This window comes from Amycolatopsis acidiphila (genome assembly GCF_021391495.1).
GTDB classification, from domain to species: Bacteria; Actinomycetota; Actinomycetes; order Mycobacteriales; family Pseudonocardiaceae; genus Amycolatopsis_E; species Amycolatopsis_E acidiphila.
The window spans coordinates 4,096,444-4,123,038 of record NZ_CP090063.1 but is presented as its reverse complement, the minus strand read 5'-3'; the positions used below and the strand labels follow the sequence as shown (position 1 = coordinate 4,123,038).

The 26,595-nt window shown below is 72.4% G+C and carries 24 protein-coding genes and 1 tRNA gene; 21 read left to right on the top strand and 4 right to left on the bottom strand.

Going from position 1 to position 26,595, the window contains the following annotated elements; all coding sequences use genetic code 11:
* Genes LWP59_RS20070 through LWP59_RS20045 form a run of 6 tightly spaced genes read left to right on the top strand, consistent with a single transcriptional unit; the run spans window position 1 to window position 3,905 of the window.
* On the top strand, window positions 1-273 hold the full coding sequence (locus LWP59_RS20070) for a HypC/HybG/HupF family hydrogenase formation chaperone (protein ID WP_144637013.1): 273 nt from the start codon (window positions 1-3) through the stop codon (window positions 271-273).
* A 15-nt stretch (window positions 274-288) separates the two neighbouring features.
* Complete coding sequence (gene hypD / locus LWP59_RS20065) at window positions 289-1,425, top strand: hydrogenase formation protein HypD (RefSeq protein ID WP_144637011.1); 1,137 nt, start codon at window positions 289-291, stop codon at window positions 1,423-1,425.
* On the top strand, window positions 1,412-2,482 hold the full coding sequence (hypE, locus tag LWP59_RS20060) for a hydrogenase expression/formation protein HypE (protein WP_144637009.1): 1,071 nt from the start codon (window positions 1,412-1,414) through the stop codon (window positions 2,480-2,482). Before hypD ends, hypE begins: the two co-directional genes overlap by 14 nt.
* Before the next feature lie 2 nt (window positions 2,483-2,484).
* Window positions 2,485-2,814 carry a hydrogenase maturation nickel metallochaperone HypA/HybF gene (locus LWP59_RS20055; protein ID WP_144637007.1) on the top strand — a complete coding sequence of 110 codons (330 nt, stop codon included), beginning with the start codon at window positions 2,485-2,487 and terminating at the stop codon, window positions 2,812-2,814.
* Window positions 2,815-3,543, top strand: coding sequence for a hydrogenase nickel incorporation protein HypB (gene hypB / locus LWP59_RS20050; RefSeq protein WP_144637005.1), 729 nt, complete (start codon window positions 2,815-2,817; stop codon window positions 3,541-3,543).
* Entirely contained in the window at window positions 3,540-3,905 is a 366-nt protein-coding gene (locus LWP59_RS20045; protein ID WP_144637003.1) for a hypothetical protein, read from the top strand. The genes hypB and LWP59_RS20045 overlap by 4 nt, the downstream gene beginning before the upstream one ends.
* Before the next feature lie 7 nt (window positions 3,906-3,912).
* Here the strand turns inward: LWP59_RS20045 and hypF are convergent, their stop codons facing one another.
* Window positions 3,913-6,159 (bottom strand): carbamoyltransferase HypF, encoded by a 2,247-nt coding sequence (hypF, locus tag LWP59_RS20040; RefSeq protein WP_229857503.1) that lies wholly within the window; start codon window positions 6,157-6,159, stop codon window positions 3,913-3,915.
* Window positions 6,160-6,526: 367 nt separating this feature from the next.
* On the opposite strand from hypF, the gene LWP59_RS20035 reads away from it, so the two are divergent.
* From LWP59_RS20035 to LWP59_RS20015, 5 genes are all read left to right on the top strand, one after another.
* Window positions 6,527-6,988, top strand: coding sequence for a Fur family transcriptional regulator (locus LWP59_RS20035; protein WP_144637001.1), 462 nt, complete (start codon window positions 6,527-6,529; stop codon window positions 6,986-6,988).
* A 2-nt stretch (window positions 6,989-6,990) separates the two neighbouring features.
* Window positions 6,991-8,514 carry a catalase gene (locus LWP59_RS20030; protein WP_144636999.1) on the top strand — a complete coding sequence of 508 codons (1,524 nt, stop codon included), beginning with the start codon at window positions 6,991-6,993 and terminating at the stop codon, window positions 8,512-8,514.
* A 152-nt stretch (window positions 8,515-8,666) separates the two neighbouring features.
* A complete protein-coding gene (locus LWP59_RS20025) occupies window positions 8,667-9,455 on the top strand; it encodes an IclR family transcriptional regulator (RefSeq protein ID WP_144636997.1) in 789 nt (262 codons plus the stop codon).
* A gap of 89 nt (window positions 9,456-9,544) precedes the next feature.
* Complete coding sequence (locus LWP59_RS20020; RefSeq protein WP_186383176.1) at window positions 9,545-10,270, top strand: nuclear transport factor 2 family protein; 726 nt, start codon at window positions 9,545-9,547, stop codon at window positions 10,268-10,270.
* Window positions 10,267-11,712 (top strand): carotenoid oxygenase family protein, encoded by a 1,446-nt coding sequence (locus LWP59_RS20015; RefSeq protein ID WP_144636993.1) that lies wholly within the window; start codon window positions 10,267-10,269, stop codon window positions 11,710-11,712. Before LWP59_RS20020 ends, LWP59_RS20015 begins: the two co-directional genes overlap by 4 nt.
* A gap of 13 nt (window positions 11,713-11,725) precedes the next feature.
* Here LWP59_RS20015 and selD read toward each other — a convergent pair whose 3' ends face one another.
* Window positions 11,726-12,718, bottom strand: a complete 993-nt coding sequence (gene selD / locus LWP59_RS20010) for a selenide, water dikinase SelD (RefSeq protein WP_144637142.1) — start codon at window positions 12,716-12,718, stop codon at window positions 11,726-11,728.
* A 70-nt stretch (window positions 12,719-12,788) separates the two neighbouring features.
* Here selD and LWP59_RS20005 point away from each other — a divergent pair.
* The 7 genes from LWP59_RS20005 to LWP59_RS19975 all read left to right on the top strand — a co-directional run bounded on the left by LWP59_RS20005 (window position 12,789) and on the right by LWP59_RS19975 (window position 22,465).
* Window positions 12,789-12,883, top strand: a tRNA-Sec gene (locus LWP59_RS20005).
* Window positions 12,884-12,900: 17 nt separating this feature from the next.
* Complete coding sequence (gene selA / locus LWP59_RS20000; RefSeq protein WP_144636991.1) at window positions 12,901-14,181, top strand: L-seryl-tRNA(Sec) selenium transferase; 1,281 nt, start codon at window positions 12,901-12,903, stop codon at window positions 14,179-14,181.
* The gene (locus LWP59_RS19995) at window positions 14,169-15,875 is read left to right on the top strand and encodes a selenocysteine-specific translation elongation factor (protein WP_144636990.1); all 1,707 of its coding nucleotides are present in this window, start codon (window positions 14,169-14,171) and stop codon (window positions 15,873-15,875) included. Before selA ends, LWP59_RS19995 begins: the two co-directional genes overlap by 13 nt.
* Window positions 15,876-15,938: 63 nt before the next feature.
* Complete coding sequence (fdh, locus tag LWP59_RS19990) at window positions 15,939-19,217, top strand: formate dehydrogenase (RefSeq protein WP_144636988.1); 3,279 nt, start codon at window positions 15,939-15,941, stop codon at window positions 19,215-19,217.
* Window positions 19,214-20,230 (top strand): 4Fe-4S dicluster domain-containing protein, encoded by a 1,017-nt coding sequence (locus tag LWP59_RS19985; RefSeq protein ID WP_144636986.1) that lies wholly within the window; start codon window positions 19,214-19,216, stop codon window positions 20,228-20,230. Before fdh ends, LWP59_RS19985 begins: the two co-directional genes overlap by 4 nt.
* The gene (gene nrfD / locus LWP59_RS19980) at window positions 20,227-21,327 is read left to right on the top strand and encodes an NrfD/PsrC family molybdoenzyme membrane anchor subunit (RefSeq protein WP_222425491.1); all 1,101 of its coding nucleotides are present in this window, start codon (window positions 20,227-20,229) and stop codon (window positions 21,325-21,327) included. The genes LWP59_RS19985 and nrfD overlap by 4 nt, the downstream gene beginning before the upstream one ends.
* A 28-nt stretch (window positions 21,328-21,355) precedes the next feature.
* Window positions 21,356-22,465, top strand: coding sequence for a CapA family protein (locus tag LWP59_RS19975; protein WP_373299456.1), 1,110 nt, complete (start codon window positions 21,356-21,358; stop codon window positions 22,463-22,465).
* Between the two features lie 7 nt (window positions 22,466-22,472).
* Here the strand turns inward: LWP59_RS19975 and LWP59_RS19970 are convergent, their stop codons facing one another.
* Window positions 22,473-23,333, bottom strand: a complete 861-nt coding sequence (locus LWP59_RS19970) for a helix-turn-helix domain-containing protein (protein WP_144636982.1) — start codon at window positions 23,331-23,333, stop codon at window positions 22,473-22,475.
* Between the two features lie 136 nt (window positions 23,334-23,469).
* Between LWP59_RS19970 and LWP59_RS19965 the strand changes: the two genes are divergently transcribed.
* Window positions 23,470-24,336, top strand: coding sequence for an oxidoreductase (locus LWP59_RS19965; RefSeq protein ID WP_144636980.1), 867 nt, complete (start codon window positions 23,470-23,472; stop codon window positions 24,334-24,336).
* Window positions 24,337-24,426: 90 nt separating this feature from the next.
* Window positions 24,427-24,714, top strand: coding sequence for a hypothetical protein (locus LWP59_RS19960; RefSeq protein WP_144636978.1), 288 nt, complete (start codon window positions 24,427-24,429; stop codon window positions 24,712-24,714).
* On the opposite strand, the gene LWP59_RS19955 is transcribed toward LWP59_RS19960, so the two are convergent.
* Entirely contained in the window at window positions 24,654-25,031 is a 378-nt protein-coding gene (locus tag LWP59_RS19955) for a VOC family protein (RefSeq protein WP_144636976.1), read from the bottom strand. The two genes, LWP59_RS19960 and LWP59_RS19955, sit on opposite strands and share 61 nt — an antisense overlap.
* A gap of 240 nt (window positions 25,032-25,271) precedes the next feature.
* Here LWP59_RS19955 and LWP59_RS19950 point away from each other — a divergent pair, with 240 nt between their 5' ends.
* Complete coding sequence (locus tag LWP59_RS19950) at window positions 25,272-26,579, top strand: NAD(P)/FAD-dependent oxidoreductase (protein ID WP_222425490.1); 1,308 nt, start codon at window positions 25,272-25,274, stop codon at window positions 26,577-26,579.
* The last annotated feature ends 16 nt before the right edge of the window (window positions 26,580-26,595 follow it).

The window sequence follows — 26,595 nt, the reverse complement described above, 5'->3', positions numbered from 1 at the left end:
ATGTGCCTCGGCATCCCCGGAGAGATCATCGAGATCAGCGAAGAGCGGCCGGACCTGGCGAAGGTCGCGGTCAGCGGGGTCAAGCGGACGATCAACATCGGCCTGCTCTCGGACGACCCGCCGGTGCCCGGCGACTGGATCCTCATCCACGTCGGGTTCGCACTGTCCAAAATAGACGAAGAGGAGGCGAGGGCGGCGATGGAGTTCCTGGAGAGCATCGGCAGGGCCTACGAGGACGAGCTGGCCGCACTGCGCGACTCCCGGATCGACTAGGAGCGGGGGCCCGAGATGCGATTCGTCGACGAGTTCCGCGACGCGGACAAGGCCCGCGCGCTGTCCGCGAAGATCACGAGCCTGTGCGAGCCGGGCCGGCAGTACAAGTTCATGGAGGTCTGCGGCGGGCACACCCACACCATCTACAAGCACGGCCTGGAGGACTACCTGCCCGAGAGCATCACGCTCGTGCACGGGCCGGGCTGCCCGGTCTGCGTGATCCCGATGGGCCGGGTGGACGACGCGATCCACATCGCACGGCAACCGGGCGTGCTGATGACGTCGTTCGGCGACATGATGCGGGTGCCGGGCAGCGGCGGGAACTTCTTCGACTCCAACGCCGAGGGCACCAACATCCGGATGGTCTACTCGCCGCTGGACTCGCTGAAGATCGCGCGGCAGAACCCGGACCAGCACGTGGTGTTCATGGCGATCGGCTTCGAGACCACCGCGCCCTCGACGGCGATGACCGTGCTGCGCGCGGCGGCCGAGGGCATCGAAAACTTCTCGGTCTTCTGCAACCACGTCACGATCATCCCGGCCATCAAGGCCATCCTGGACTCCCCGGACCTGCGCCTGGACGGGTTCATCGGTCCCGGGCACGTCTCGACGGTCATCGGCTGCCGCCCGTACGAGTTCATCGCCCGCGACTACGGCAAGCCCGTCGTGGTCGCCGGGTTCGAGCCGCTGGACATCCTGCAGTCGGTCTACCTGCTGATGCTGCAGCTGTCGCAGGGCCGCTCGCAGGTGGAGAACCAGTACACCCGCGTGGTGCCCTGGGACGGCAACCTCGTGGCGCTGAAGGCCATCGCCGAGGTGATGGAGCTGCGGCCGTACTTCGAGTGGCGGGGGCTGGGCTTCATCTCCCACTCCGCCACGCGGATGCGGGAGGCCTACGCAGCCTTCGACGCGGAACGGATCTTCTCCGTGCCGGGGGTGCGGGTCGCCGACCCGAAGGCCTGCCAGTGCGGCGAGGTGCTCAAGGGCGTGCTGAAACCGTGGGAGTGCAAGGTCTTCGGCACCGCCTGCACGCCGGAGACCCCGATCGGCACGTGCATGGTCTCCCCGGAGGGCGCGTGCGCGGCGTACTACAACTTCGGCCGGTTCACCCGCAGCCGGGTCCGGGAGGCGAGTCAGCATGAACACGCGTGAAGAGCAGGTGCTCGACCGCATCGACCGGGCGCGGCGGAGGCGGCCGAGGGTGCGCGAGGAACGGATCACGCTCTCGCACGGGTCCGGCGGCAAGGCCACGCACACCCTGATCGAGGCGATCTTCCTCGACGCCTTCCGCAACCCGTTGCTCGAACCGCTGGAGGACGCCGCCGCCCTCCTGATCGACGGCACCCGCCTGGCGCTGACCACCGACTCGTTCGTGGTGTCGCCGCTGTTCTTCCCCGGCGGCGACATCGGCGACCTCGCGGTGAACGGGACGGTGAACGACCTCGCCGTCTCGGGCGCGCGGCCGCTGTACCTCACGGCGGGCTTCATCCTGGAGGAAGGGTTCCCGATCGCGGACCTCACGCGCATCGTCGAGTCGATGCGCGCCGCCGCCGAGCGAGCGGGGGTGCAGATCGTCACCGGTGACACCAAGGTGGTCCAGCGCGGCAAGGCCGACGGCTGCTACGTCAACACCGCCGGGGTCGGCGTGATCGAGTATCCCGGCCTCGGGGTCTCGACCGTGCGGCCGGGGGACGCCGTGCTGGTGTCCGGTCCGATCGGCGAGCACGGGATCACGATCATGCTCGCCCGCGGCGAGCTGGACATCGACGCGGACCTGGAGTCCGACACCGCACCGGTGCACGAGCTGGTGGCCGGGCTGCTGGCCAGGGTGCCCGGGGTACGCGCGCTGCGGGACGCCACGCGCGGCGGGGTGGCGACGATCCTCAACGAGGTGGCGCGGGCGGCCGAGGTGGCCGTGGTCGTCGACGAACGGGCGGTGCCGGTGGCCGAAGAGGTCCGCGGCGCCTCGGAGCTGCTGGGCATCGACCCGCTGTACGTGGCGTGCGAAGGCCGGGTGGTGGTCGTCGTGGACGGCGCGGCGGCCGACGAGGCGCTGGCGGCGATGCGGGCGCACCCGCTGGGCGAGCAGGCCGCGGTCATCGGGCGGGTCGCGGCGGACCCGCCGGGCATCGTGCTGCTCAACACCACGTTCGGCGGCACCAGGATCGTCGACCTGCTCGTCGGCGACCCGTTGCCCAGGATCTGTTAGCCGTGCACGAGCTGTCGGTCACGCAGAGCGTCGTCGACGCGATCGTCGAGCGGATGGGCGACGCGGAGGTCGCGGCCGTGTGCCTGGAGATCGGGAAGCTGTCCGGGGTGGTGCCGGACTCGGTGCGGTTCTGCTTCGAGGTGGTCTGCGCCGGAACGACGCTCGAAGGCGCGCGGCTCGACATCCTGGAGCCGGGCGGGCAGGCGCGCTGCCGCGACTGCGACGGGGAGTTCGCGCTGCCGGACCTGATCCCGCTGTGCCCGTGCGGGAGCGCGAACGTGGAGATCACCGCGGGACGGCAGCTGCGGATCAGATCGGTGGAGGTGGCGTAGATGTGCGCGACGTGTGGCTGCTCCGACGACGCCGGGGTCCGGATCACGGAACCGGGCCACGGGCACGGGCACGGCATCACGGTGTCGCTCGAACAGGACGTGCTGGCGAAGAACGACCGCCTCGCCGAGCGCAACCGGGACTGGCTGCGGCGGCACGAGGTCGTGGCGGTCAACGTGATGAGCTCGCCGGGCGCGGGCAAGACGACGCTGCTGGAGCGGACCGCCCGCGAGTCCGGGCTGCCGGTCGCGGTGGTGGAGGGCGACCAGGAGACACTGCTCGACGCCGAGCGCATCAAGGCCACCGGGGTGCCGGTCGTGCAGATCAACACAGGCGCGGGCTGTCACCTGGACGCGACCATGCTGGAGCGCGCGCTGGGCACGCTCGGGCCCGCGCCGGGCACGGTGCTGTTCGTCGAGAACGTCGGCAACCTGGTGTGCCCGGCGCTGTTCGACCTCGGCGAGGACCGGCGTGCGGTCGTCCTGTCCGTCACCGAGGGGCAGGACAAACCCCTGAAGTACCCGCACATGTTCGCCGCCGCCGACCTCGTCCTGCTGAACAAGGTCGACCTGCTGCCGTACCTGGACTTCGACCCGGAGGTGTTCCTGCGCGACGTGCGCCGGATCAACCCGGCGGCCGACGTGCTGCGGGTGTCGGCGACGCGCGGGACCGGCCTGCAGGACTGGTACGGCTGGCTGCGGACTTCCATCGCGAGCGGAGAGAGACGATGAACGAGCAGAAGGACCACCACGGCTGGGCGCCGGACGTCGGCGGGGGCGGTGAAGAGGCCCAGGAAGGGCGCCGGAAGGCGATGGAGTCCCCGTCGGGCGAGCGGGGGAGCGGCCGGGAGGTGTCCGACGCCGAGCGCGAGGGCGTCGGCTCGACCGACATCGAGCCCGGTTCCCCCTACGGCGCCGGGGAAAGCGACACGGCCCGGCCCGAGGAGCAGGCCGACTCGAGTGGGACGGAAGGCCGGAAGGGCCCGGCGCAGCGCCCGTACGGCCGCACCGACGACGAGGACACCGGCGTCGGCAAGGAGGGCACGGCGACCGAGGGCAGCCCGAACCTGCCCACCGGCGACCAGGGCGGCTGAGACGTCGTCAGCCGGCCTGCGCGGCGGCCACGACAGCCTGCCCGAGGCTGACGCCGCCGTCATTGGCGGGGACGCGGGAGTGGGTCAGCACGGCGAACCCGGCCCGCTCCAGCGCCTCGGCGGTGCGCGCCAGCAACAGCAGGTTCTGGAACACCCCGCCCGACAGGGCGACGGTGCCCACCCCGGTCCGCTCCCGCAACGTCACGCACGCGTGGGCGATCGCCGCCGCCACGCCGTTGTGGAACCGGGCGGCGATCAGCGGCACCGGCACGCCGGCCCGCAGCTCGTCCACGGCGGACACGACGAGGTCGGCGCCCACGACGACCAGTGGCTCACCGGGCGTGATCGTGCTCCGGTAGGCCCCGCGCTCACCCGGGTCGGCGAGCTGTTCGAGCTCGACCGCCGCCTGGCCCTCGTAGTTGATCGCGTCGCGGGTCCCGAGTATCGCGGCGACCGCGTCGAACAGCCTGCCCGCGCTGGAAGTCAGCGGCGCGTTGATCGCCCGGTGCCCGAGCGCGACCACGTCCGGCCAGCGGGACTCGTTGCGCCGCACCACGTCCAGGCCGGGGACGCCCGCGCCGTAGGCTGTGTCGAGGTAGGCGGCCGCCATCCGCCACGGCTGCTTGATCGCCGCCGTCCCGCCCGGCATCGGCACCGGGGCGAGATGCCCCACGCGCGTGAACCCGGCCAGGTCGGCGAGCAGCAGCTCACCGCCCCAGATCGTGCCGTCCGGCCCGTAGCCCAGCCCGTCGAACGCCACGCCGAGCACGGGGCCGGCCACCCCGTTGTCGGCCAGGCAGGCGGCGATGTGCGCGTGGTGGTGCTGCACCCCGACCAGCTCGGCGTCGTCCTGCTCCAGGGCGTACTTCGTGGACAGGTACTCCGGGTGCAGGTCGTGCGCGATCACCTCGGGGTGCACGTCGAACAGGCGCCGGAAATGCTCGATGCCCTCGGTGAACGACCGCAGGGTCTCGTAGTTCTCGAGGTCGCCGATGTGGTGCGAGAGGAACGCGCGCCGGTCCTTCGCCAGGCAGAAGGTGTTCTTCAGCTGGGCCCCGCAGGCCAGCACGTGCCGCGGGAAGGCAGCGGTCACCGGCTCGGGCACGTAGCCGCGCGAGCGCCGCATCAGCTGCGCCCGGCCGCGGAAGGGCCGGACCACGGAGTCGTCGGTGCGGATGTGGATCGCCCTGTCGTGCACCAGGAACGCGTCCGCGATCGGCCCGAGCCGTTCGCGCACCTCGTCGTCCCGGTACCCGATGGGCTCGTCGGAGATGTTGCCGCTGGTCAGCACGATCGGGCCGGCGAGGCGCTCCAGCAGCAGGTGGTGCAGCGGCGTGTACGGCAGCATGACGCCCAGCTGCCGGTTGCCGGGGGCGACCGCCCCGGCGACGCCGCTGCCTTGCCGGCGGGGCAGCAGCACGATCGGCCGTCGCCGGTCGGTGAGCAGCCGGATCGCGAGGTCGTCCACCTCGCACAGTTCCCGGGCGGCGGCCAGGCCGGGCACCATCACCGCGAACGGCTTGTCCTCGCGGTGCTTGCGCGAGCGCAGGAGGCGGGCGGCCGCGTCGTCGCACGCGTCGACCGCGAGGTGGTAGCCGCCGAGCCCCTTGATCGCCAGCACGTGCCCGGTGCGGAGCAGGTCCACAGTGGACTCGATCGGGTCGCCCGCCGGTCCGCCGAGCAGCCGCAGGGCGGGCCCGCAGGCGGGACAGCACACCGGCTGCGCGTGGAACCGCCGGTCGCCGGGGTCGTGGTACTCGCGCGCGCAGTCCGCGCACATCGGGAAGGGCGCCATCGTCGTGGCCGGCCGGTCGTAGGGCACCGAGCGCACGATGGTGAACCGCGGCCCGCAGTTCGTGCAGTTGACGAACGGGTAGCGGTAGCGCCGGTCCGCCGGGTCGTGCAGCTCGCGCAGGCAGTCGTCGCAGGTGGCGCTGTCGGCGGAGACGAGCGTCCGCGCGCCGCCGCCCGCCGGGCTCGGCACGATCCGGAAACCCGTCTCGCCCAGTCCGGCGATCTCGGCCGCGGTGACCCGTTCGACGACCGCGAGCCGGGGCGCCTGCTCCCGCACCGCCGTGAGGAAGTCCGCCACGGCCTGCCGCGCGCCCTCGACCTCGGCGAACACCCCGGCGGCATCGTTGCCCACGTGCCCGGCGAGGCCGAACCGGTCGGCGAGCGCGTGCACGAAGGGCCGGAAGCCGACCCCCTGCACGACCCCGTCGACGCGCACGGCCAAGCGGACACGCTCGCTCACACGTCGAGTCTGCGCCCCGGCGGCGGCCCAGTCGAGTTTCCGTCTCCCCGGCCCGCGAGTACGCCGCGATCGTGCGACCGCGGGTGGGCCATGCCTGACATCACGAAGCTGGTCCTCGACGACCACGACCGGGTTCCGGCGATCCGCGACGGCGTGCACGCCGCGGTCCGGCGGGCGCACTCGCGGGCTCGAGGTCAGCGACATCGACCCCGAGCAGTACGTCCAGGAACACGAGCAGCCGGTCCCGGGGGGCCGGACCGGTGAGCCACCTGCTGCGTGACCTGGCGCGGGTCTCCGCGGGCTCGCGCCGGGATCGCGCTGACCTGAATATTGTTTGGAACCATTCCAGAACGGGTAGGCGGGCAGGATGCCGACCCCAGGCCCTTCGGGCCAGCGCGACAGCACGACCGACGCGGCGGCCTCGCTGCGCTCCGCCGGGCTGCGGATCACCGCCCCTCGCCGGGCGGTGCTCACCTGGCTGGCAAGCCACCCGCACGCGACCGCCGAGGCGGTGCGCGCCGGGGTGCACGACGAGCTGGGTTCGGTCTCCCACCAGGCCGTCTACGACGTGCTGCGGGCCTGCGTGGACGCCGGGCTGGTGCGCTCCATCCAGCCCGCCGGCCATCCGGCCCGCTTCGAGCGCCGGGTCGCGGACAACCATCACCACCTGGTCTGCCGCGGCTGCGGGCGCACCGAGGACGTGGACTGCGTGGTGGGTGCTGCGCCGTGCCTCACGCCCGGCGAGGACCGGGGGTTCGAGGTCGACGAGGCGGAGATCGTGTTCTGGGGCTGGTGCCCCGCGTGCGCGGAGAAGAGAAAAGGAAGGTAGTCATGACCGAGACGGCACGGCCGTTCACCACCACTGACGCCGGTATCCCGGCGGAGAGCGACGAGCATTCGCTCACCGTGGGCCCCGGCGGGCCCATCCTGCTGCAGGACGCTTACCTGATCGAGCAGATGGCCCAGTTCAACCGGGAGCGCATCCCGGAGCGCCAGCCGCACGCGAAGGGCAGCGGCGCGTTCGGGCGGTTCGAGGTGACCGCCGACGTCAGCAGGTACACCAAGGCCGCGGTGTTCCAGCCGGGCGCGAAGACCGAGCTGGTGGCCCGGTTCTCCACCGTGGCAGGGGAGCGCGGCAGCCCCGACACCTGGCGCGACCCGCGCGGGTTCGCGCTGAAGTTCTACACCTCCGAGGGCAACTACGACATGGTCGGCAACAACACGCCGGTCTTCTTCGTCAAGGACCCGATGAAGTTCCAGCACTTCATCCGGTCGCAGAAGCGGCGCGCCGACAACAACCTGCGCGACCACGACATGCAGTGGGACTTCTGGACGCTGTCGCCGGAGTCGGCGCACCAGGTCACCTGGCTGATGGGCGACCGCGGCATCCCGCGCACCTGGCGCCACATGAACGGCTACACCTCGCACACCTACATGTGGATCAACGCCCAGGGCGAGGAGTTCTGGGTGAAGTACCACTTCAAGACCGACCAGGGCATCGAGTACTTCACCCAGCACGAGGCCGACCAGATGGCCGCGGCGGACACCGACTACCACACGCGTGACCTGTTCGAGCACATCGCGGCCGGGGACTTCCCGAGCTGGACGCTGTACGTGCAGATCATGCCGTACGAGGACGCGGCGAACTACCGGTTCAACCCGTTCGACCTGACCAAGGTGTGGCCGCACGGCGACTACCCGCTGACCGAGGTCGGGCGGATGACGCTGGACCGCAACCCGACCGACAACCACGCCGAGATCGAGCAGGCCGCGTTCCAGCCGAACAACCTGGTGCCCGGGATCGGGCCGAGCCCCGACCGGATGCTGCTGGCCCGGCTGTTCTCCTACGCCGACGCGCACCGCTACCGCATCGGCGCGAACTACCAGCAACTGCCCGTCAACGCGCCGGTCGTGCCCGTGCACACCTACTCCAAGGACGGCGCGATGGCGTACCAGAAGAGGACGGACCCGGTGTACGCGCCGAACTCGAAGGGCGGCCCGGCCGCGGACACCGAGCGCTACGGCACCTCGCCCACCTGGCACACCGACGGGAACATCGTGCGCACCGCCTACGTCTCGCACGCCGAGGACGACGACTGGGGCCAGCCGGGCACGATGGTCCGCGAGGTGCTGGACGACGCCGCCCGCGACCGGCTGGTCGACAACGTGGTGGGGCACCTGCTCAACGGGGTGTCCGAGCCGGTGCTGCAGCGCGCGTTCGAGTACTGGCACAACATCGACAAGGGCGTGGGCGACCGGATCCAGGAAGGCGTCCAGGCCAAGAAGAACGAGAAGGACCCGAAGGCCGGGCAGCAGGCCAACCCGGCCCGCAGCAGCATGCAGGACAAGGCCTGACCCGCACGCCTTTTCCGCCGGGGACGTGTCGAGGACGCGTCCCCGGCGCCTGCTGATTCACGGTATGGCGGCGTCCGCGAGCCGGCCCGTGCTTGCGCCGGCGGTATCCGGTGGGCAACCCTTCTCCTGGCACCGGAGGAGAGGGGCCCGCGATGAACTCGGCGCGGATGGCGTTGCACGCCGTACGGCTGCTGGCTTCGCGTGGCACCCTCACGGTCACCGAGCTCGCCCGCGAGCTGGCGGTCGCGCCCTCGACCGCGCACCGCGTGCTGACCAACTGCGTCGCGGCCGGGTTCGCGCGGCAGGAGCACGGCGGCGGCCCGTACCTGCCGGCCAAGGCGATGCATGAGATCACGCTGAGCATCACCTCGGCCGTCACCCTGCGGGACGCGGCCGGAGGGCAGCTCGCCGAGCTCCGGGAGCGGACCGGGCTGACCACGAGCATGCTGGTGCTCGAAGGGCGCGCTGCCCGGTTCGTGCAGTCACTCGAGGGTTTCGGGCCCCAGCGGGCCGGCACCCGGCTCGGCCGCGTCCTGCCCGCGCACTGCACCTCCGGCGGCAAGGCGATGCTCGCGTTCTGTTCCCCGGACGACCTCGGCCGCCGCTATCCCGGCCACCGCCTCGAAGGGCTGACAGCGCGTTCCGTCGTCGACTGGGACTGCCTGGTCCGCGAGCTGACCCGGATCCGGCTGCGCGGCTGGGCGGCGAACATCGGCGAGAGCGACCGCGCGGTGACCGGTATCGGCGCCCCGGTCCTGCTCGGCAGCGGGGAACCCGCCGCGGCGGTCACGCTCGCCGCGGCGGCGAGCCACGTCGGCACCCGGGCCGAGATCGAGCCCTTCGTCGAACCCCTGCTGCATGCCGCGAACGTGATCCAGACGTTGCTGCGCGGCAGCCGGGAAGGCGGCTCGCGGACCGCCGGCGTCCCGTCTTCCGCATAGCGGAACCCCGGTCCCTCTCGCTTGTCTCCCGGTGCCCCCGCACGCTGTCCTGTCATCGCAAGGGTGACACCGAATCGAAGGAGATCGGCGTGTCGAGCACCGAGGAGGTCAGCACCGCCGGGGTGGCGCGGCTGCAACGGACGGTGGTGGAGCTGGCGGAGCGGGTCCGGTCCCTCGAGGCGGCAGCCGAGATCCGCGCCCTGCACCACAAGTACGGCTACTACCTGGACAAGTGCCTCTACGACGAGGTCGTCGACCTGTTCGGCGCAGACGGCGAAGTCGCGTTCGCGGGTGGCGTCTACCGCGGCCGGGCCGGGGTCGAGCGGCTCTATCTCCAGCGGTTCCGGGCGCGGTTCACCGGTGGGCACAACGGGCCTGTCCGTGGGTTCCTGCTGGAGCACGTCATGCTGCAGGACGTCGTGACCGTCTCGCCGGACGGCACCTCGGCGCGGGCGCGGTTCCGATGCCTCATGCAGGCCGGCGCGCACGAGTCCGCCCCGGAGCAGGTGTCGCGGCTTTCCTTCCAGCAGTGGTGGGAGGGCGGTCTCTACGAAAACGCCTACGTGCTCGAGAACGGTGTGTGGAAGATCAAGCGCCTGGGCTACTTCCCGTTCTGGCACGCCGAGTACGAGTCCGGCTGGGCGCACACCGCGCCGATGACGCACATGATTCCCGAGACGACCTACCCCGAGGACCCGCTCGGTCCGGACGAGCTCATCGAAGGATTCGCGTTCTTCCCGGCCACGGACGTCGTGCCGTTCCACTACCCGCATCCGGTGACCGGCCGTGACCCCGCAGGCGAGGCAGTGCGATGACCACGCGTTTTCCCCAGGACCCGATGTTCGCGGGGTTCAGCGCCCCGGTCCGCGTCGAGGCCGACATCTACGATCTCGAGGTCGCTCAGGGCGAGGTGCCCGGGCAGCTCGACGGCACCTACTACCGGGTGGTGTGCGACCGGCAGTGGCCGCCGATGGTGGCGGGCGACATCCCGTTCAACGCCGACGGCATGGTGATGTCGTTCCGCTTCGAGCGCGGTCACGTCGACTTCAAGAGCCGTTACGTGCGGACGCCGAGGTTCGAGGCCGAGCGGAAGGCCCGGCGGTCGTTGTTCGGCGCGTACCGCAACCCGTTCACGGACGACCCATCGGTCGCCGGGATGAACCGGACGCTGGCCAACACCAACGTGTTCTGGCACGGCGGGAAGCTGCTCGCGTCGAAGGAGGACAGCCCGCCGATCCAGATCGACCCCGATACGCTGGACACCGTCGGGGTGCACACCTTCGACGGGGCGCTGACCTCGCAGACCTCCACCGCGCATCCGAAGTTCGATCCCAGGACCGGCGAGATGGTGTTCTTCGGGTTCGCCGCGAAGGGCGAGTGCACCCCCGACATCGCCTTCTACGAGGCGGACCGCGACGGGAACCTCGTGCACGAGACCTGGTTCCAGGCCCCGTACTCGAGCATGGTGCACGACTTCGCGGTGACCCAGAACTTCGTGGTGTTCCCGATCATCCCGCTGGTCAGCGACCTGGGCCGGATCCGCGCGGGCCTGTCGCACTACGCGTGGGACCCGGGCAGGGACGTCCACCTCGGCGTGCTGCCGCGCAAGGGCCGGGTCGAGGACCTGCGCTGGTACCGGGGCGGCACCCGGTTCGCCAGCCACATCCTCGGGGCCTACGACGACGGCAGGCACATCCACATCGACACCCCGGTGTCGGAGTCGAACTACTTCCCGTTCTTCCCCGACCTGTCGGGCGCACCCGCCGACCCCGGGAAGACCAAGGGGTACCTGTCGCGGTGGACGATCGACACGATGGGCGAACGGGGCAGCTTCACCCAGGAACGGCTCACCACGCACGCGGGCGAGTTCCCGCGGATGGACGACCGGTTCGAGACGCTGCCGTACTCGTGGGGCGTCATGGGCATGTACGAGGTGCCGGGGGAGCCGAGGCCGGGCCGGGGCTTCCGGTGGGTCGGCGCGGTCGACCTCGAGCACAGGCGAACGACGACGCACTACGTCGGCGACTGCTCGTCCGTCGGCGAGCCCCTCTTCGTCCCGGCACACGAGAAGGCCGGGCACGCGGAGGGCTACGTGCTGGCGGTCGTGGGCCGGCACGACGAGATGCGCAGCGACCTGCTGATCCTCGACGCCGGGCGGATCGACGCGCCGCCCGTGGCGACGGTGAAGCTGCCGATCCGGGTGCCGTACGGGCTGCACGGCAACTGGGTCACCCGCGGCGAGCTGCAGCGGGGCTGACCCGGAAGCCGCTTCAGCGCACCACGATGGTGTGCTCCTGTCGTGGCACCAGCTCGCCGATGACCGGGGCGCCCGGGATCTCGCCGGCGACCAGGAGGCCGCCCGAGGTCTGGGCGTCGGCGAGCAGCAGGGCCTCCTGCTCGGTCACGGCCGAGAGGTCCACGTGCGGCGCCACCCAGTCGAGGTTTCGGCGCGTGCCGCCGCTGACGTACCCGGCGGCGAGGGCTTCCCGTGCCCCGTCCACATAGGACACCGCTGCCGAGTCGACGATCGCCGTGACCCCGCTGGCGCGGGCCAGCTTGTGCAGATGGCCGAGCAGGCCGAACCCGGTCACGTCGGTCGCGCACCGCACACCGGCCGCCAGCGCGGCCCGGGAGGCGTCGGCGTTGAGCGTGGTCATCACCTCGATCGCCTCGGCGAACCGCTCGCCGGTGGCCTTGTGCCGGGAGTTGAGCACGCCGAGGCCGAGCGGCTTGGTCAGCGACAGCGGCACCCCCGCCCGGCCGGAATCGTTGCGCAGCAACCGGTCCGGATCCCCGATCCCGGTGACGGCCAGGCCGTACTTGGGCTCCGGGTCGTCCACGCTGTGCCCGCCGGCGAGGTGGCAACCGGCCGCACCGCACACGTCGAGCCCGCCGCGCAGCGTCTCGGCCGCCAGCTCGAACGGCAGCACCTCGCGGGGCCAGCCCAGCAGGTTCACCGCCACCACCGGGCGCCCGCCCATGGCGTACACGTCCGACAGCGCGTTGGCCGCGGCGATCCGGCCCCAGTCGTAGGGGTCGTCGACGACCGGGGTGAAGAAGTCCGTGGTCGCGATCACGGCCGTGTCGTGCTCGATGCGCACCGCCGCCGCGTCGTCGCCGTCCTCGAGGCCGACGAGCAGCTCGCCCACCGGGTCGCGCGGCTCGGCCTTGACCAGCCCGCGCACGATGTCCTCGAGCTCGCCCGGCGGGATCTTGCACGCGCACCCGCCGCCGTGCGCGTACTGGGTCAGTCGGTAGGCCATGGCGTCCATGCTGCCCCGGCCGGGTTCGCGCCGCAGCCCGGAGCTTGCCATGATGGGCGCCATGGTCCAGGGAGGCGTATCCGGTCTGGTGACCGGCGCGGTCTTCAAAACCGTTGAGCGGCAGGTCCTGTCGCTGGCGGGTTCGATTCCCGTCCGCCTCCGCCACCACCGGGAGCCCCGCCGTGGGTGACCCGCGGCGGCGCGTCCCCCGGACCGACGTGGTGCTCGCGCACCCCCGCCTCGCCGCGGCCGAGCGCACCCTCGGCCGCGCGCTGGTGAAGGCCGTCGTCGCCGAGGCGCAGCAGCGCGCGCGGGCGGGGGAGATCGAGCCGGAACAGGTCGCCGAGCACGCGGTCGCCGCGCTGCCCGCGGCCGCCACGAGCCTGCGGCCGGTGCTCAACGCCACGGGCGTCGTCGTGCACACCAACCTCGGCCGGGCGCCGCTGTCGCAGGCCGCGCTGGACGCCGTGGTCACCGCGGGCCGCGCCACCGACGTCGAGTTCGACCTCGCGACCGGACGTCGCGCACGCCGGGGTCGCGGCGCGCTGGCCGCGCTCGCCCGGGCCGTACCGGCCGCGGGCGGCGTGCACGTGGTGAACAACAACGCGGCCGCGCTGCTGCTCGCGGCGCTGACCCTCGCCCCCGGCAAGGAGATCGTGCTCAGCCGCGGGGAACTGGTCGAGATCGGCGACGGGTTCCGCATCCCCGAGCTGCTCGCCGCCGCCGGCTCCCGGCTCCGCGAGGTCGGCACCACCAACCGGACGAGCCTGCGCGACTACGCCGGGGCGATCGGGCCGGACACCGGGTTCGTGCTCAAGGTGCACCCGTCGAACTTCCAGGTCACCGGCTTCACCTCCGCCGCGGGCATCGCCGAGCTGGCGGAGCTGGACGTGCCGCTGGTGGTCGACATCGGCTCGGGCCTGCTCGCCCCGCATCCGGTGCTGCCGGACGAACCGGACGCGACGACGGCGCTGAAACAGGGCGCGGACCTCGTCACCGCCAGCGGCGACAAGCTGCTCGGCGGCCCGCAGGCGGGGCTGCTGCTCGGCGAGGCCGGCCTGGTCGAACGGCTGCGGCGACATCCCGCCGCCCGCGCGCTGCGGGTGGACAAGCTGACCCTCGCCGCGCTCGAAGCCACCGTGCTCGGCCCGCCGCCGCCGGTCGTGGAAGCGCTTTCCGCGAAGCAGGCGGACCTGCGGGCGCGCGCGGAACGGATCGCGGCGGCACTGCCCGGCGCCGAGGCCGTCGACTGCGTCGCGGCCGTCGGCGGCGGCGGCGCGCCCGGCGTGGAGCTGCCCAGCGCGGGCGTGCGGCTGCCCGAGTCGTACGCGAGGCCGTTGCGCGAGGGCGTCCCGCCGGTGGTCGGGCGGCTCGAAGCGGGGCACTGCCTGCTGGACCTGCGGATGGTCGACGCGGCGGACGACGACGTGCTGGTGGCGGCGGTGCGGGCATGTTCGTCGTAGCCACGGCCGGGCACGTCGACCACGGCAAGTCGACGCTCGTGCACCGGCTCACCGGGATGTGGCCGGACCGCCTCGCCGAGGAGCAGCGGCGTGGCCTCACCATCGACCTCGGGTTCGCCTGGACCGAGCTCGACGGCCGCAGGCTCGCGTTCGTCGACGTGCCGGGGCACGAGCGGTTCGTCGCGAACATGCTCGCCGGCGTCGGCCCGGTGCCGGCCGTGCTGTTCGTCGTCGCCGCCACCGAGGGCTGGATGCCGCAGTCGGGCGAGCACCTGGCCGCGCTCGACGCCCTCGGCGTCCGCGAGGCGCTGCTGGTGATCAGCAAGGCCGACCTCGCCGACCCCGGGCGCGCGATCGAGCAGGCGCGCGAACAGTTCGCCGGCACCTCGCTCGCCGAGCCCGCGGTGATCCTGGGCGCCGACCTCGACAGCGTGCGCGCCGGGCTGGTCGCGATGGTCGACCGGCTGCCCGCGCCGGACCCGCGCGCGGACGTGCGGTTGTGGGTCGACCGGTCGTTCACCGTGCGCGGCGCGGGCACGGTCGTCACCGGCACCCTCGCCGCCGGCACGGTGCGGGTCGGCGACGAGCTCGAGCACGCCGGACGGCGGGTGAGCGTGCGGGGGCTGCAGTCGCTGGGGGAGGAGCAGCACGAGGTCACCGCGGTGGCGCGGGTCGCGGTGAACCTGCGCGGCGCCGACCGGCAGCAGATCGGCCGCGGCGACCCGGTGTGCACCCCCGGCGCCTGGCTGCCCACCACCGAGATCGACGTCGCCCTGCGGTCACCGGGCGAGCTGCACCGGCAGCTGGTGCTGCACCTGGGATCCGCTGCCGTCCCGGTGCACGTCCGTCCATTGGGGACGAACGCGGCACGACTGCGCCTCGCCCGCCCGTTGCCGTTGCGGATCGGCGACACCGGGCTGCTCCGCGATCCCGGCGAGCACCGCATCGCCGCGGGTGTCGAGGTGCTGGACGTGCGGCCGCCGGAGTTGCGGCGCCGTGGCGCCGCGCGGGCGCGCGCGGAGGAGCTGGCGAGCGGCCGCGTCCGGCCGCCGGAGTTCGCGCGTGCCACCGAGTTGCGGGCGATGGGCCTGCCCGCGACCGGGGAGCGCATCGGCGAGTGGGTCCTCGACCCCGCATGGTGGGCACAGCGGCGCGCGCAGGCCGTGACCTCGGTGCGGCGATGGACGTCCGAACACGACATCGCCGCCGGGATGCCACTGGAGGTCCTGCGCCAGGAGCTGGGGCTGCCCGCGGCCGAGCTCGTCCCCGAGGCGCTGGCCGGCACCGGTCTCGAAGTCGCCGACGGCCTCGTGCGGCGGCCCGGGGCCGGGCTGCCCGCCCGGGTGGACAAGGCCGTGCGGGCGGTGGAGGAGTGGCTGGCGGCGGAGCCGTTCCGCGCGCCCGAAGCCGGCGAGCTGGCCGATGTCGGCCTGGACTCCCGTGGGATCGCCGCCGCCGTCCGGGCCGGAAGGCTGACCAGGATCGCCGACGGCGTCGTGCTCGGGCCCGATGCGTTCGAGCAGGCGGCGGCCCTGCTCGCCGCCGTGCCGCAGCCGTTCACCGTCAGCGAGGCCCGCCGTGCGCTGTCCACCACCCGCCGGGTCGCCGTGCCGTTGCTCGAACAGCTCGACGCCCGCCGGGTGACGCGGCGGGCTCCGGACGGCACGCGGACGGTGGTCGTTGCGAAACCGTGAACACCGGGGTTTGATCAGGAGCACGGCAGGGTAGCCGCGACCCGAGTCGAGGAAGGGGCGTGCATGGGCATCGGGGACTGGATCCGGTCGTGGCCGGTGTATCGGCAGGTCGCCGGCCCGGACCCGCTGGGCCGCGGCAAGGCGGCGCAGTCGAAGCTCTCCGCCGGGCTCATGCCGCGTACCGCCGCCGCCGACCGGGTGGCGCATTCCGTCTGTCCTTTTTGCGCGGTCGGCTGCGCGCAGAAGGTGTATGTCCGGGATGAGCAGGTCATCCAGATCGAGGGCAACCCGGACAGCCCGATCTCCCGCGGTCGCCTGTGCCCCAAGGGGTCCGCCAGCAAGCAGCTGGTCACCGGGCCGCAGCGGGTGCGGAAGGTCCGCTACCGGGCGCCGTACGGCAAGGACTGGCAGGAGCTCGACCTCGACACGGCGATGGACATGGTCGCCGACCGGGTCATCGAGGCCCGCGCCAAGGGCTGGCAGGAGACCGACGGCCACGGCCGCAGGCTGCGCCGGACGATGGGGATCGCGAGCCTCGGCGGCGCCACCCTCGACAACGAAGAGAACTACCTGATCAAGAAGCTGTTCACCGCGCTGGGCGCCGTGCAGATCGAGAACCAGGCCCGTATTTGACACTCCGCCACGGTTCCCGGTCTGGGAGCCTCCTTCGGTCGCGGCGGTGCGACGGACTACCAGCAGGACCTGGCCAACTCCGACTTCGTCATCATCATGGGCTCGAACATGGCCGAGGCCCATCCGGTCGGGTTCCAGTGGGTGATGGAGGCCAAGTCGCACGGCGCCGAGGTGATCCACGTCGACCCGCGGTTCACCCGCACGAGCGCGGTCGCGGACACGCACGTCCCGTTGCGCGCGGGTACCGACATCGCCTTCCTCGGCGGCGTCATCAACTACATCCTGGCCAACGAGCTCGACTTCCGGGAGTACGTCACCGCGTACACCAACGCGTCCTTCCTGGTGGACGAGAGCTACCAGGACACCGAGGACCTCGACGGGCTGTTCAGCGGCTACGACCACGAAAGCGCTTCCTACGACCCGGCGAGCTGGCACTACGAGTCCACGGAGTCGATGGGCCGCGGCGGGAGCAGGGCCAAGTCGCAGGCCGCGCCCGACCAGCTCGGCTCCGGCGGGCCGCCGCTGGAGGGCGGGGCCGGGGACATCGCCGCCGACCCGACGCTGCAGGATCCGCGCTGCGTCTACCAGATCCTCAAGCGGCACTACGCGCGCTACACCCCGGAGATGGTGGAGAAGGTCTGCGGCGTGCCCGCGGAGCAGTTCCTGCGCGTCGCGCGGGCCTGGACGGAGAACTCCGGCCGCGAGCGCACCGCCGCGCTGGTCTACAGCGTCGGCTGGACCCAGCACACCCTCGGCGCGCAGTACATCCGCGCCGGCTCGATCATCCAGCTGCTGCTGGGCAACATCGGCCGCCCCGGCGGCGGCGTGTTCGCGCTGCGCGGGCACGCCAGCATCCAGGGCTCGACCGACGTGCCGACGTTGTTCAACCTGCTGCCCGGATACCTGCCGATGCCCGACACCCGGCACGAGGACCTGGCCTCCTACATCGACAAGGTGCGCGGCACGAACCAGAAGGGCTTCTGGCACAACGCGGACGCGTACATGGTGTCGCTGCTGAAGGAGTACTGGGGCGAGAAGGCGACCGCGGAGAACGACTACTGCTTCGACTACCTGCCCCGCATCAACGGCGACCACGGCACCTACCGCACGGTCATGGACATGGTCGACGGCAAGGTGTTCGGCTACTTCCTGCTCGGCCAGAACCCGGCGGTCGGCTCCGCGCACGGGCGGCTGCAGCGCCTCGGCATGGCGAACCTGGACTGGCTGGTCGTGCGGGACCTCGCGATGATCGAGAGCGCGACCTTCTGGAAGGACTCGCCCGAGATCGAGACCGGCGAGATCAGCCCGGAGACCTGCCGCACCGAGGTGTTCGTCTTCCCCGCGGCGTCGCACGTGGAGAAGGCCGGCACCTTCACCCAGACGCAGCGGATGCTGCAGTGGCGGGAGAAGGCGGTCGAGCCCAAGGACGACCAGCGCTCCGAGCTGTGGTTCACCTACCACCTGGGCCGCAGGCTCCGGGAGAAGCTCGCCGGTTCGACGGACGAGCGGGACAGGCCGTTGCTGGACCTGGCGTGGGACTACCGGATGGACGGCGACGAGCCCTCGGGCGAGGACGTGCTGCGCCGCATGAGCGGCGTCGAGGTGGGTACCGGCCGCGAGGTGAGCGGCTATCCCGAGCTCAAGTCCGACGGCAGCACCGCCTGCGGCTGCTGGATCTACAGCGGCGTCTATGCCGACGGGGTCAACCAGGCCGCCCGCCGCAAGCCGCACGACGAGCAGGGGCCCTACGAGTCGGAGTGGGGCTGGACCTGGCCGATGAACCGGCGGGTGCTCTACAACCGCGCGTCCGCCGACCCGCAGGGCCGCCCGTGGAGCGAGCGCAAGAAGCTCATCTGGTGGGACCCGGAAAAGGGCGAGTGGACCGGGCACGACGTGCCGGACTTCGAGAAGACCAAGCCGCCGGACTACCGGCCGCGCGAGGGCGCGGTGGGCGTCGAGGCGCTGCGCGGGGACGACCCGTTCATCATGCAGGCCGACGGCAAGGGCTGGCTGTTCGCGCCGAACGGCGTGCTCGACGGGCCGCTGCCGACGCACTACGAGCCGCACGAGTCCCCGGCGCGCAACCAGTTGTACGCGCAGCAGGCCAGCCCGGTGCGGATCGTCTACGGGCGGGCGGACAACCCGTCGAACCCGTCGCCACCCGAGGCGCACGGCGAGGTGTTCCCGTTCGTGTTCACCACGGCACGGCTGACCGAGCACCACACCGCGGGCGGGATGAGCCGCCAGCTGCCGTACCTGGCCGAGCTGCAGCCCGCCCTGTTCGTCGAGGTCTCGCCCGAGCTCGCGACCGAGCGCGGGCTGGCGCACCTGGACTGGGCGCACGTGGTCACCAGCCGCACGGCGGTCGACGCGCGCGTGTTCGTCACCGACCGGATGACCCCGCTGCGCATCGAGGACAGGGTGGTGCACCAGGTCTGGATGCCGTACCACTGGGGCCAGACCGGTCTCGTCGACGGCGACGTGGTGAACGACCTGCTCGGCGTGGTCGCGGATCCGAACGTGTTCATCCAGGAGAGCAAGGTCGCGACCTGCGACGTCCAGCCGGGCCGCCGACCGCGCGGTCCCGCGCTGCTGGAGTACGTCGCCGAGTACCGGCGGCGCGCCGGCGTCACGCCGCAGACGGGCACCCGGATCGACACGACCCGGGCGGACCCGGTCGCGCACACCGAGCCGGAGGATCAGGGATGACCGACAACAGCCTGTACGGTCCACTCGCCGACCCGGCGGGCAACGCGGGGTACGAGGAGCACCCGCCACGCGTGGGGTTCTTCACCGACACCTCGGTGTGCATCGGCTGCAAGGCCTGCGAGGTCGCGTGCAAGGAGTGGAACCTGGTACCCGAGGACGGGTTCAACCTGCTCGGCATGTCCTTCGACAACACCGGGATGCTGGGCGCGGACTCGTGGCGGCACGTCGCGTTCGTCGAGCAGTCGCGGCCGCTGGGCGGGCAGGACGCCGGCCTGCACGGCCTGCCGACCGGGCCGTCGGGCAGCCGCCGTTCGGCCGACACCGTCGCCTCGGCGATCGAGCTGGCCGAGCGCGGGGGAGGCGAGCTGGGCACCACGGCGGTGGACCTGGGCATCCCCACGTTCGAACCGCCCGGAGCCGCGACCGGGGCCGAGAGCCGCACGGACTTCCGCTGGCTCATGTCGTCCGATGTGTGCAAGCACTGCACGCACGCGGGCTGCCTCGACGTGTGCCCGACCGGCGCGCTGTTCCGCACCGAGTTCGGCACCGTGGTGGTGCAGCAGGACATCTGCAACGGGTGCGGCTACTGCGTTTCCGGCTGCCCGTACGGCGTGATCGACCGGCGCGAGGACGACGGGCGCGCCTGGAAGTGCACGCTGTGCTACGACCGGCTGCAGGACGGGCTGGAGCCCGCGTGCGCCAAGGCGTGCCCGACCGACTCCATCCAGTTCGGCGAGCTGGACGAGCTGCGCGAACGCGCGGCCCGGCGCGTCGAGGAGCTGCACGAGCGTGGCGTGCCCGAGGCGCGGCTGTACGGGCACGACCCCGACGACGGGGTGGGCGGCGACGGCGCGTTCTTCCTGCTGCTCGACGAGCCGGAGGTGTACGGGCTGCCGCCCGACCCGGTGGTGCCGACGCGGGACCTGCCGTCGATGTGGAAGTACGCCGGGATGGCGGCCTCGGCGCTCGTGGCCGCGGCGGTGTCGGCGTTCCTGGGGCGGGGGAAGCGATGAGGGAGCGGCCGAGCGACCGGGGCGCCGCCGACATCCACGCGCAGATGTTCGGCCGCGGCGGCGGCACGCGTGAGCAGTCGGCGGTGCCGAAGGCCGAGTTCAGCTCCTACTACGGCCGCGCGGTGCTCAAACCCCCGGTGTGGGAGTGGAAGATCGCCGCGTACCTGTTCACCGGCGGACTGTCCGCCGGGTCGGCGATGCTCGCCGCGGGCGCGGACCTGACCGGCCGCCCGGCGCTGCGTACGGCGGGGCGGGTGGGCGCGCTCGGCAGCCTCGTCGCGAGCACCTACTTCCTCGTCAGCGACCTCGGCCGGCCCGAGCGGTTCCACCACATGCTGCGGGTCGCGAAGCCCAGCTCGCCGATGAGCGTCGGCACCTGGATCCTCACGGCGTACGGGGCCGGTGCCGGGCTGAGCGGCGTCGCCGAGCTGATGCCCCGCGCGCTGCGGCGCACCGTGGTGGGCAAGCTGGTGACCTGGGCGGCGCGCCCGGCCGGGCTGTCCGCGGCGGCCTTCGCGCCGGGTCTCGCGTCGTACACGGCGGTCCTGCTGTCCCAGACGGCGGTGCCCGCGTGGCACGAGGCGCACGCGTACCTCCCGTTCGTCTTCACCGGCTCGGCCGCCGCGAGCGGCGGCGGATTCGGCATGGTCTTCGCGTCGGTCGCCCAGGCGGGCCCGGCCCGCCGGCTCGCCCTGGCGGGCGCGGGGCTGGAGGTTGCCGCGTCCCGGCTGCTGCCGCAGCGCCTCGGTCTCGTCGGCGAGGCCTACACGACCGGCAAGCCGGAGCGGCTGCGTCGCGCGGCGGAGTACCTGAACGTCGGCGGTGCGGTGGGCACGTTGTTCGCCGGGCGCAGCCGCACCGCGGCCGTGGCGTCCGGTCTCGCGTTGCTCACCGCGAGCGCGCTGCAGCGGTTCGGTGTCTTCCATGCCGGTGTGGAGTCCACAAAGGACCCGAAGTACGTGGTGGTTCCCCAGCGGGAGCGGCTGAACGCGGGCAACCCGGCGCGTGGCGACACCCGGCCAGGTCCGCAGTTCCGGCGTTTCGTCGCGGTGAGCAGGCGGCTGCGCGCGGCCGTCGGCCGGGCTATCGCGGGCTAGGTCCGCGGGCACTGGCAGGATGCGCCGCATGCGCGTGCGCCGGTTGATCGCGACCCTGGCGGTGGTGCCGGTGCTGGGCGCCTGCACGGCCGGCGTCGAGCGGACAGCGGGCGGCACCACCGCCCCGGCCGTGCCCGCCGACCCCGGTTTCAGCGTCGTGGCCACCGGCGACGTGCTGATCCATCCGGAGCTGACCGAGCAGGCCACCGAGGACGGTGGCGGGCGGCGCGACTACCGCCCGATGCTCGCCGGGATCCGCGACACGATCAGCCGCGCGGACCTCGCCGTCTGCCACCTGGAAACCCCGCTGGCACCGGCGGGCGGGCCCTTCGAGGGCTACCCGGACTTCAGCGCGCCACCGGAGATCGCCACGGCGATCGCCGCCACCGGGTACGACGACTGCTCCACCGCGTCGAACCACACCCTGGACCAGGGCGCCGGCGGCGTGGACCGCACCCTCGACGACCTCGACGCGGCCGGGATCCGGCACACCGGCTCGGCCAGGACGAAACAGGAGGCGCTGACCCCGCTCGTGCTCGACGTGCACGGGGTGAAGGTCGGCCACGTCTCGTTCACCTTCGGCTTCAACGGGCGGAAAGTGCCGAGCGCCACGCCCTGGCTCGCGAACACCCTCGACGCGGACGCCGTCCTCGCCGCCGCCCGGGCGGCCCGCGCCGCGGGCGCACAGATCGTGATCGCGAGCCTGCACTGGGGTGTGGAGTACCAGCCGTTGCCGACGGCCGAGCAGCGGCGGATCGCGCAGCGCCTGCTGGGCGACCCGGCGATCGACCTGATCATCGGCCATCACGCGCACGTGGTGCAGCCGTTCGAGAAGATCGACGGCAAATGGGTCGCCTACGGTCTCGGCAACTCGATCGCCCGGCACTCGGAGCCGCGCGGCAGCACGGAGGAAGGAGTCATCGCGCGGTTCCACTTCACGCGTTCGGGCACCGGCTGGACGGTGGACCGCGCCGAGTACGTGCCCACCGTGATCGATCTCGGCCCGCCGATCCGCCTGCGCACGGCGAGCAGCCCCGACCTCGACCCGGCGCGCTCGGCGAAAGCGGTGCAGGACACCGACGGGGTGGTGCTCAGTCGCGGCGCCGGGCAGGCCGGTCTCACCCGCGCCGCGAGTTGAGCACTGTTCACTGTGGACGGTCGGAGGGCGCCCTCGCCGCGTCCTCCGGTGCGGTCAGGCTGCCCAGGATTTCCAGCAGCTCGGCGCTGCGGCTGCCCGGCTCGGCGTGGAAGACGACCAGGATCAGCCCGTCCGTGCCGTTGATGGTCAGCTTGTCGGCCGCCAGGTCCAGGTCGCCGACCTGAGGGTGGCTGAGCCTGCTGACGCGGCTGGTCCGCGGCCGCACGTCGTGCCGGGCCCACAGCTGCCGGAACCGTTCACTTCGGACGGACAGCTCGCCGACCAGCTCGACCAGCCGTGGGTCGTCGACGTCCGGCCCGACGTTCGCGCGCAGCGTCGCGACGCCCTCCTCGGTCAGCGTGTCCCAGTCGCGGCGCAGTTCCTTCTCGCGGGGGTCCAGGAACACCGCCCGCAGCGCGTTGACACCGGGGGAGTAGTTCGGCGAGAGCGCGGCGGCGAGCGAGTTCACCGCGAGCACCTCGGAGAACTTGTTCTGCACGTACGCCGGGTTGCTCGTCCAGCCGTCGATGAGCTGGCGGATGCTCGGCGGCACGCGCTCCCGGTTCGGCGCCCGGCGCCGGGACTGGCTCCCGGGACCGGCGAGCGCGAGCAGGTAGGCGGTGGCGTCGGCGTCGAGCCGCAGGACGGTGGCGAGCGCCTCGAGTACCTGGACCGACGGGTTGCGGTCCCGGCCCTGCTCCAGCCGCAGGTAGTAGTCGGCGCTGATGCCGGCCAGCGTCGCCACCTCCTCGCGGCGCAGGCCCGGCACCCGCCGCAGCCCGCCGCCCGCGCTGATCCCGGCGTCCTGCGGCCGGACCAGCTCGCGCCGGGCGCGCAGGAACTCGCCCAGCGCGTTCGTGCTCTCCATGCGATCCACCGTAGTTCCGTCTCCCCGCGGGTGGGTGTCCCCCGGACTACCAGGAACGCGGGGGCATCCCCAGCGCCGCGAGCGGCGGAGCAGAGTGGGAGGTGCAGCCACTGGAAGAGCAAGCGAAAGGCAGACCATGGCCAACACAGTCGCGGGCGGGACCCACCCGCTCGCGGACGACCTCACGATCACCCGGATGGGCTACGGCGCCATGCAGCTGGCCGGGCCGAACGTGTTCGGGCCGCCGAAGGACCGCGACCAGGCGATCGCCGTGCTGCGCGAGGTGGTCGAGCTGGGCATCACCCACATCGACACGAGTGACTTCTACGGCCCGACGGTGGTCAACGAGCTGATCAGGGAGGCGCTGCACCCGTACCCGGCGGACCTGCGCATCGTCACCAAGGTCGGCGCGCGGCGCGGGCCGCAGGGCAGCTGGGACATGTCGCTGGAGCCCGAGGACCTCAAGGCGCAGGTCCGGGAGAACCTCGAGCACCTGGACGTGGACGTGCTCGACGTGGTCAACCTGCGGGTCGGCGCGCACGAGACGCCCGACGACGCGCCGCTGGGCGAGCAGTTCGCCGCGCTGGCCGAGCTGCAGAAGGAGGGGCTGATCCGGCACCTGGGGCTCAGCGGGGTGTCCGACGCCCAGCTCACCGAGGCGCAGGCCATCGCGCCGGTCGTCACCGTGCAGAACCTGTACAACCTGGCCAACCGCCAGGACGACGCCCTCGTGGACCGGTGCGCGGCGGAGAACATCGCGTTCGCGCCGTTCTTCCCGCTCGGCGGCTTCACACCGTTGCAGTCGGAGACGCTGACGAACGTCGCCGGCCGCCTCGGCGCCTCGCCGCAGCAGGTCGCGCTGGCGTGGCTGCTGCAGCGCTCGCCCGCCATCGTCCTCATCCCCGGCACGTCCTCGGTGGCCCACCTGCACGAGAACGTGGCAGCGGCGGAGCTGACCCTGCCTGCGGACGCGGTCGCCGAACTGGACCGCGTCGGGGCGTAACCGTCCGGGCCACGGCGGGGCCGGGATCCGCTCCACGGTGAAGGAGACCTCGCCCGAATACCCTGCTGCTGGCTCCCGGAGGAGTGGACTGTGGCCCAGAAACTGTTGTCCCGCGCGGACGAGCGCGAAGCGCTGCGCGAGTCGTTCGTCGACGAGCGCGGGCTGCGGGCCGAGCAGGACCAGGTGTCGCCGAACGTCCTGCACGGCTGGGTCCAGTGCGCCACGGCGCGGTTCGCGGACGCGCGCTGTGGTACTGCGACATGCTCGCCGACCCGGTGCGCCCCTGAAGCGGGCCGCCTGGTCCGCGGGCCTGCTGCTCAGCCGCCGTACGGGCGGGTGATGATCTCCAGCCGGTGGCCGTTCGGGTCGGCCCAGTAGACCCCGCGGCCGCCGTCGTTGTGGTTGACGCGGCCGGGTTCCTTCCCGAACGGGTCGGCCCAGTACTCGAGCCCGCGCTCGGTGATCCGCCCGAAGATCCGGTCGAACTCGTCCTCGCCGACCAGGAACGCGTAGTGCTGCGAGTGCACCGGTCCGCCCGTCTCGACGACGTCCAGCGAGACGCCGTTGTCGGTGCTCACCACAAGGAACGGGCCGTAGGGCTCGGGTTCGGCCAGGCCCAGGACGTCCGCGAGGAACGAGGCCGTCTCCTGCCTGTCCCGGGCTTCGACGATCGTGTGGTTCAGCTGTACTGGCATGACTCGTCCTTTCCGGCCTGTCCGCTGCCGTTTCGACGATCGCGGTGGCGCCATGGGTGCGCACCCGCGGTTCCAGGATGTCGAACTCGTGGTCGCACAGTCCACCCCCCGTGTCGCCCCGCCGGCCGAGGCAAGCGCCCGTGGCAGGTGTCAGCCCGGCGCGCGGCGGGTAGCCGGTGCCGTGTAGGCGGCTCCGCGGGCGTGGGCCGGAACGAGACCGGAACGAGGATGGTGGGCCGGGTGCGGGCACAGACGCACGAGGTAGTGATCGTCGGGGCGGGCTTCGCCGGGCTGAGCGCGGCCAGGGAGCTGGCCGGGCGCGGCGTGGACGTGCGGCTGATCGACCGGAACAACTACCACCAGTTCCAGCCGCTGATCTACCAGGTCGCCACCGCGCAGCTCGCCAACAGGGACGTGGCCCGGCCGCTGCGGGCGATCTTCCGCCACGACCGCAGCGTCAAGGTCACCACGGCCGACATCGTGCGGATCGACCCGGAGCAGCGCACGGTCACCACGGCCGACGGCCTCACCTTCGGCGGTCGCGTGCTGGTCGTCGCGACCGGCGCCGAGGTCAACTTCTTCGGCATCAAGGGCGCCGACCAGTACGCCTTCCCGCTCTACTCGCTCGACGACGCCGCCCGGTTGCGCTCGCGCTTCCTCGGCGCGCTCGACGCCGCCGACCGCGACCGGCGCTACATCGAGAAGGGCGCGCTGAACGTCGTGATCGTCGGCGCCGGGGCCACCGGGGTGGAGACCGCGGGGGCGGTGGCCGAGAGCATGCGCGAGGTGGTGCCGAACTACCTCTCCGCCGACCTGGCCCGCGCGGGCAAGGTGTACCTGGTCGACATGCTGCCCGACATCCTGATGCCGTTCAGCGAGAAGTCCCGCAAGTACGCGGCGAAGCGGCTGCGCGACGCCGGGGTGGAGCTGAAGCTGGGCGTCAGCGTCACCGAGGTCCGCAAGGACGGGGTGCTGCTCGAGGACGGCACCTTCATCCGGTCGCGGACCGTCGTCTGGGCGGGTGGCCTCAAGGCGCGCGGGCTGCTGAGCGACTCGGGCGTGCCGCAGGGCAAGGGCGGCCGGGTCGACGTCGATCCCGACCTGACGGTGCCGGGCCACGAGGGGGTCTACGCCCTCGGTGACTCGGCGAACATCACCGACGGCAAGGGGCAGCGGCTGCCGCAGCTGGGGTCGGTCGCGCAGCAGTCGGGGAAGTGGGCCGCGCGCAACATCCTGGCCGACCTGCGTGGTGGTGCCCGGACGCCGTTCGTCTACCGGGACAAGGGCATCATGGCGATGATCGGGCGCGGCGCGTCGGTGGCCGAGCTCGGCACCAGGCGCCGGCAGATCGCGGGCCCGCTGGCGTTCCTGTCGTGGCTGGCGGTGCACGTCGCGCTGCTGTCGGGGGTGCGCGAGCGGATCGGCGCGGTGGCGAGCTGGTTCTGGGACTACGGCACCCACCGGCGCCCGCAGATCGTCGTCGACCGCCCCGACGCGTACGAGATCGACTGGAGCGAGCACGAGGACCGGACCCGCGCCTCGGCGTAGCAGGCATACCCCGGGG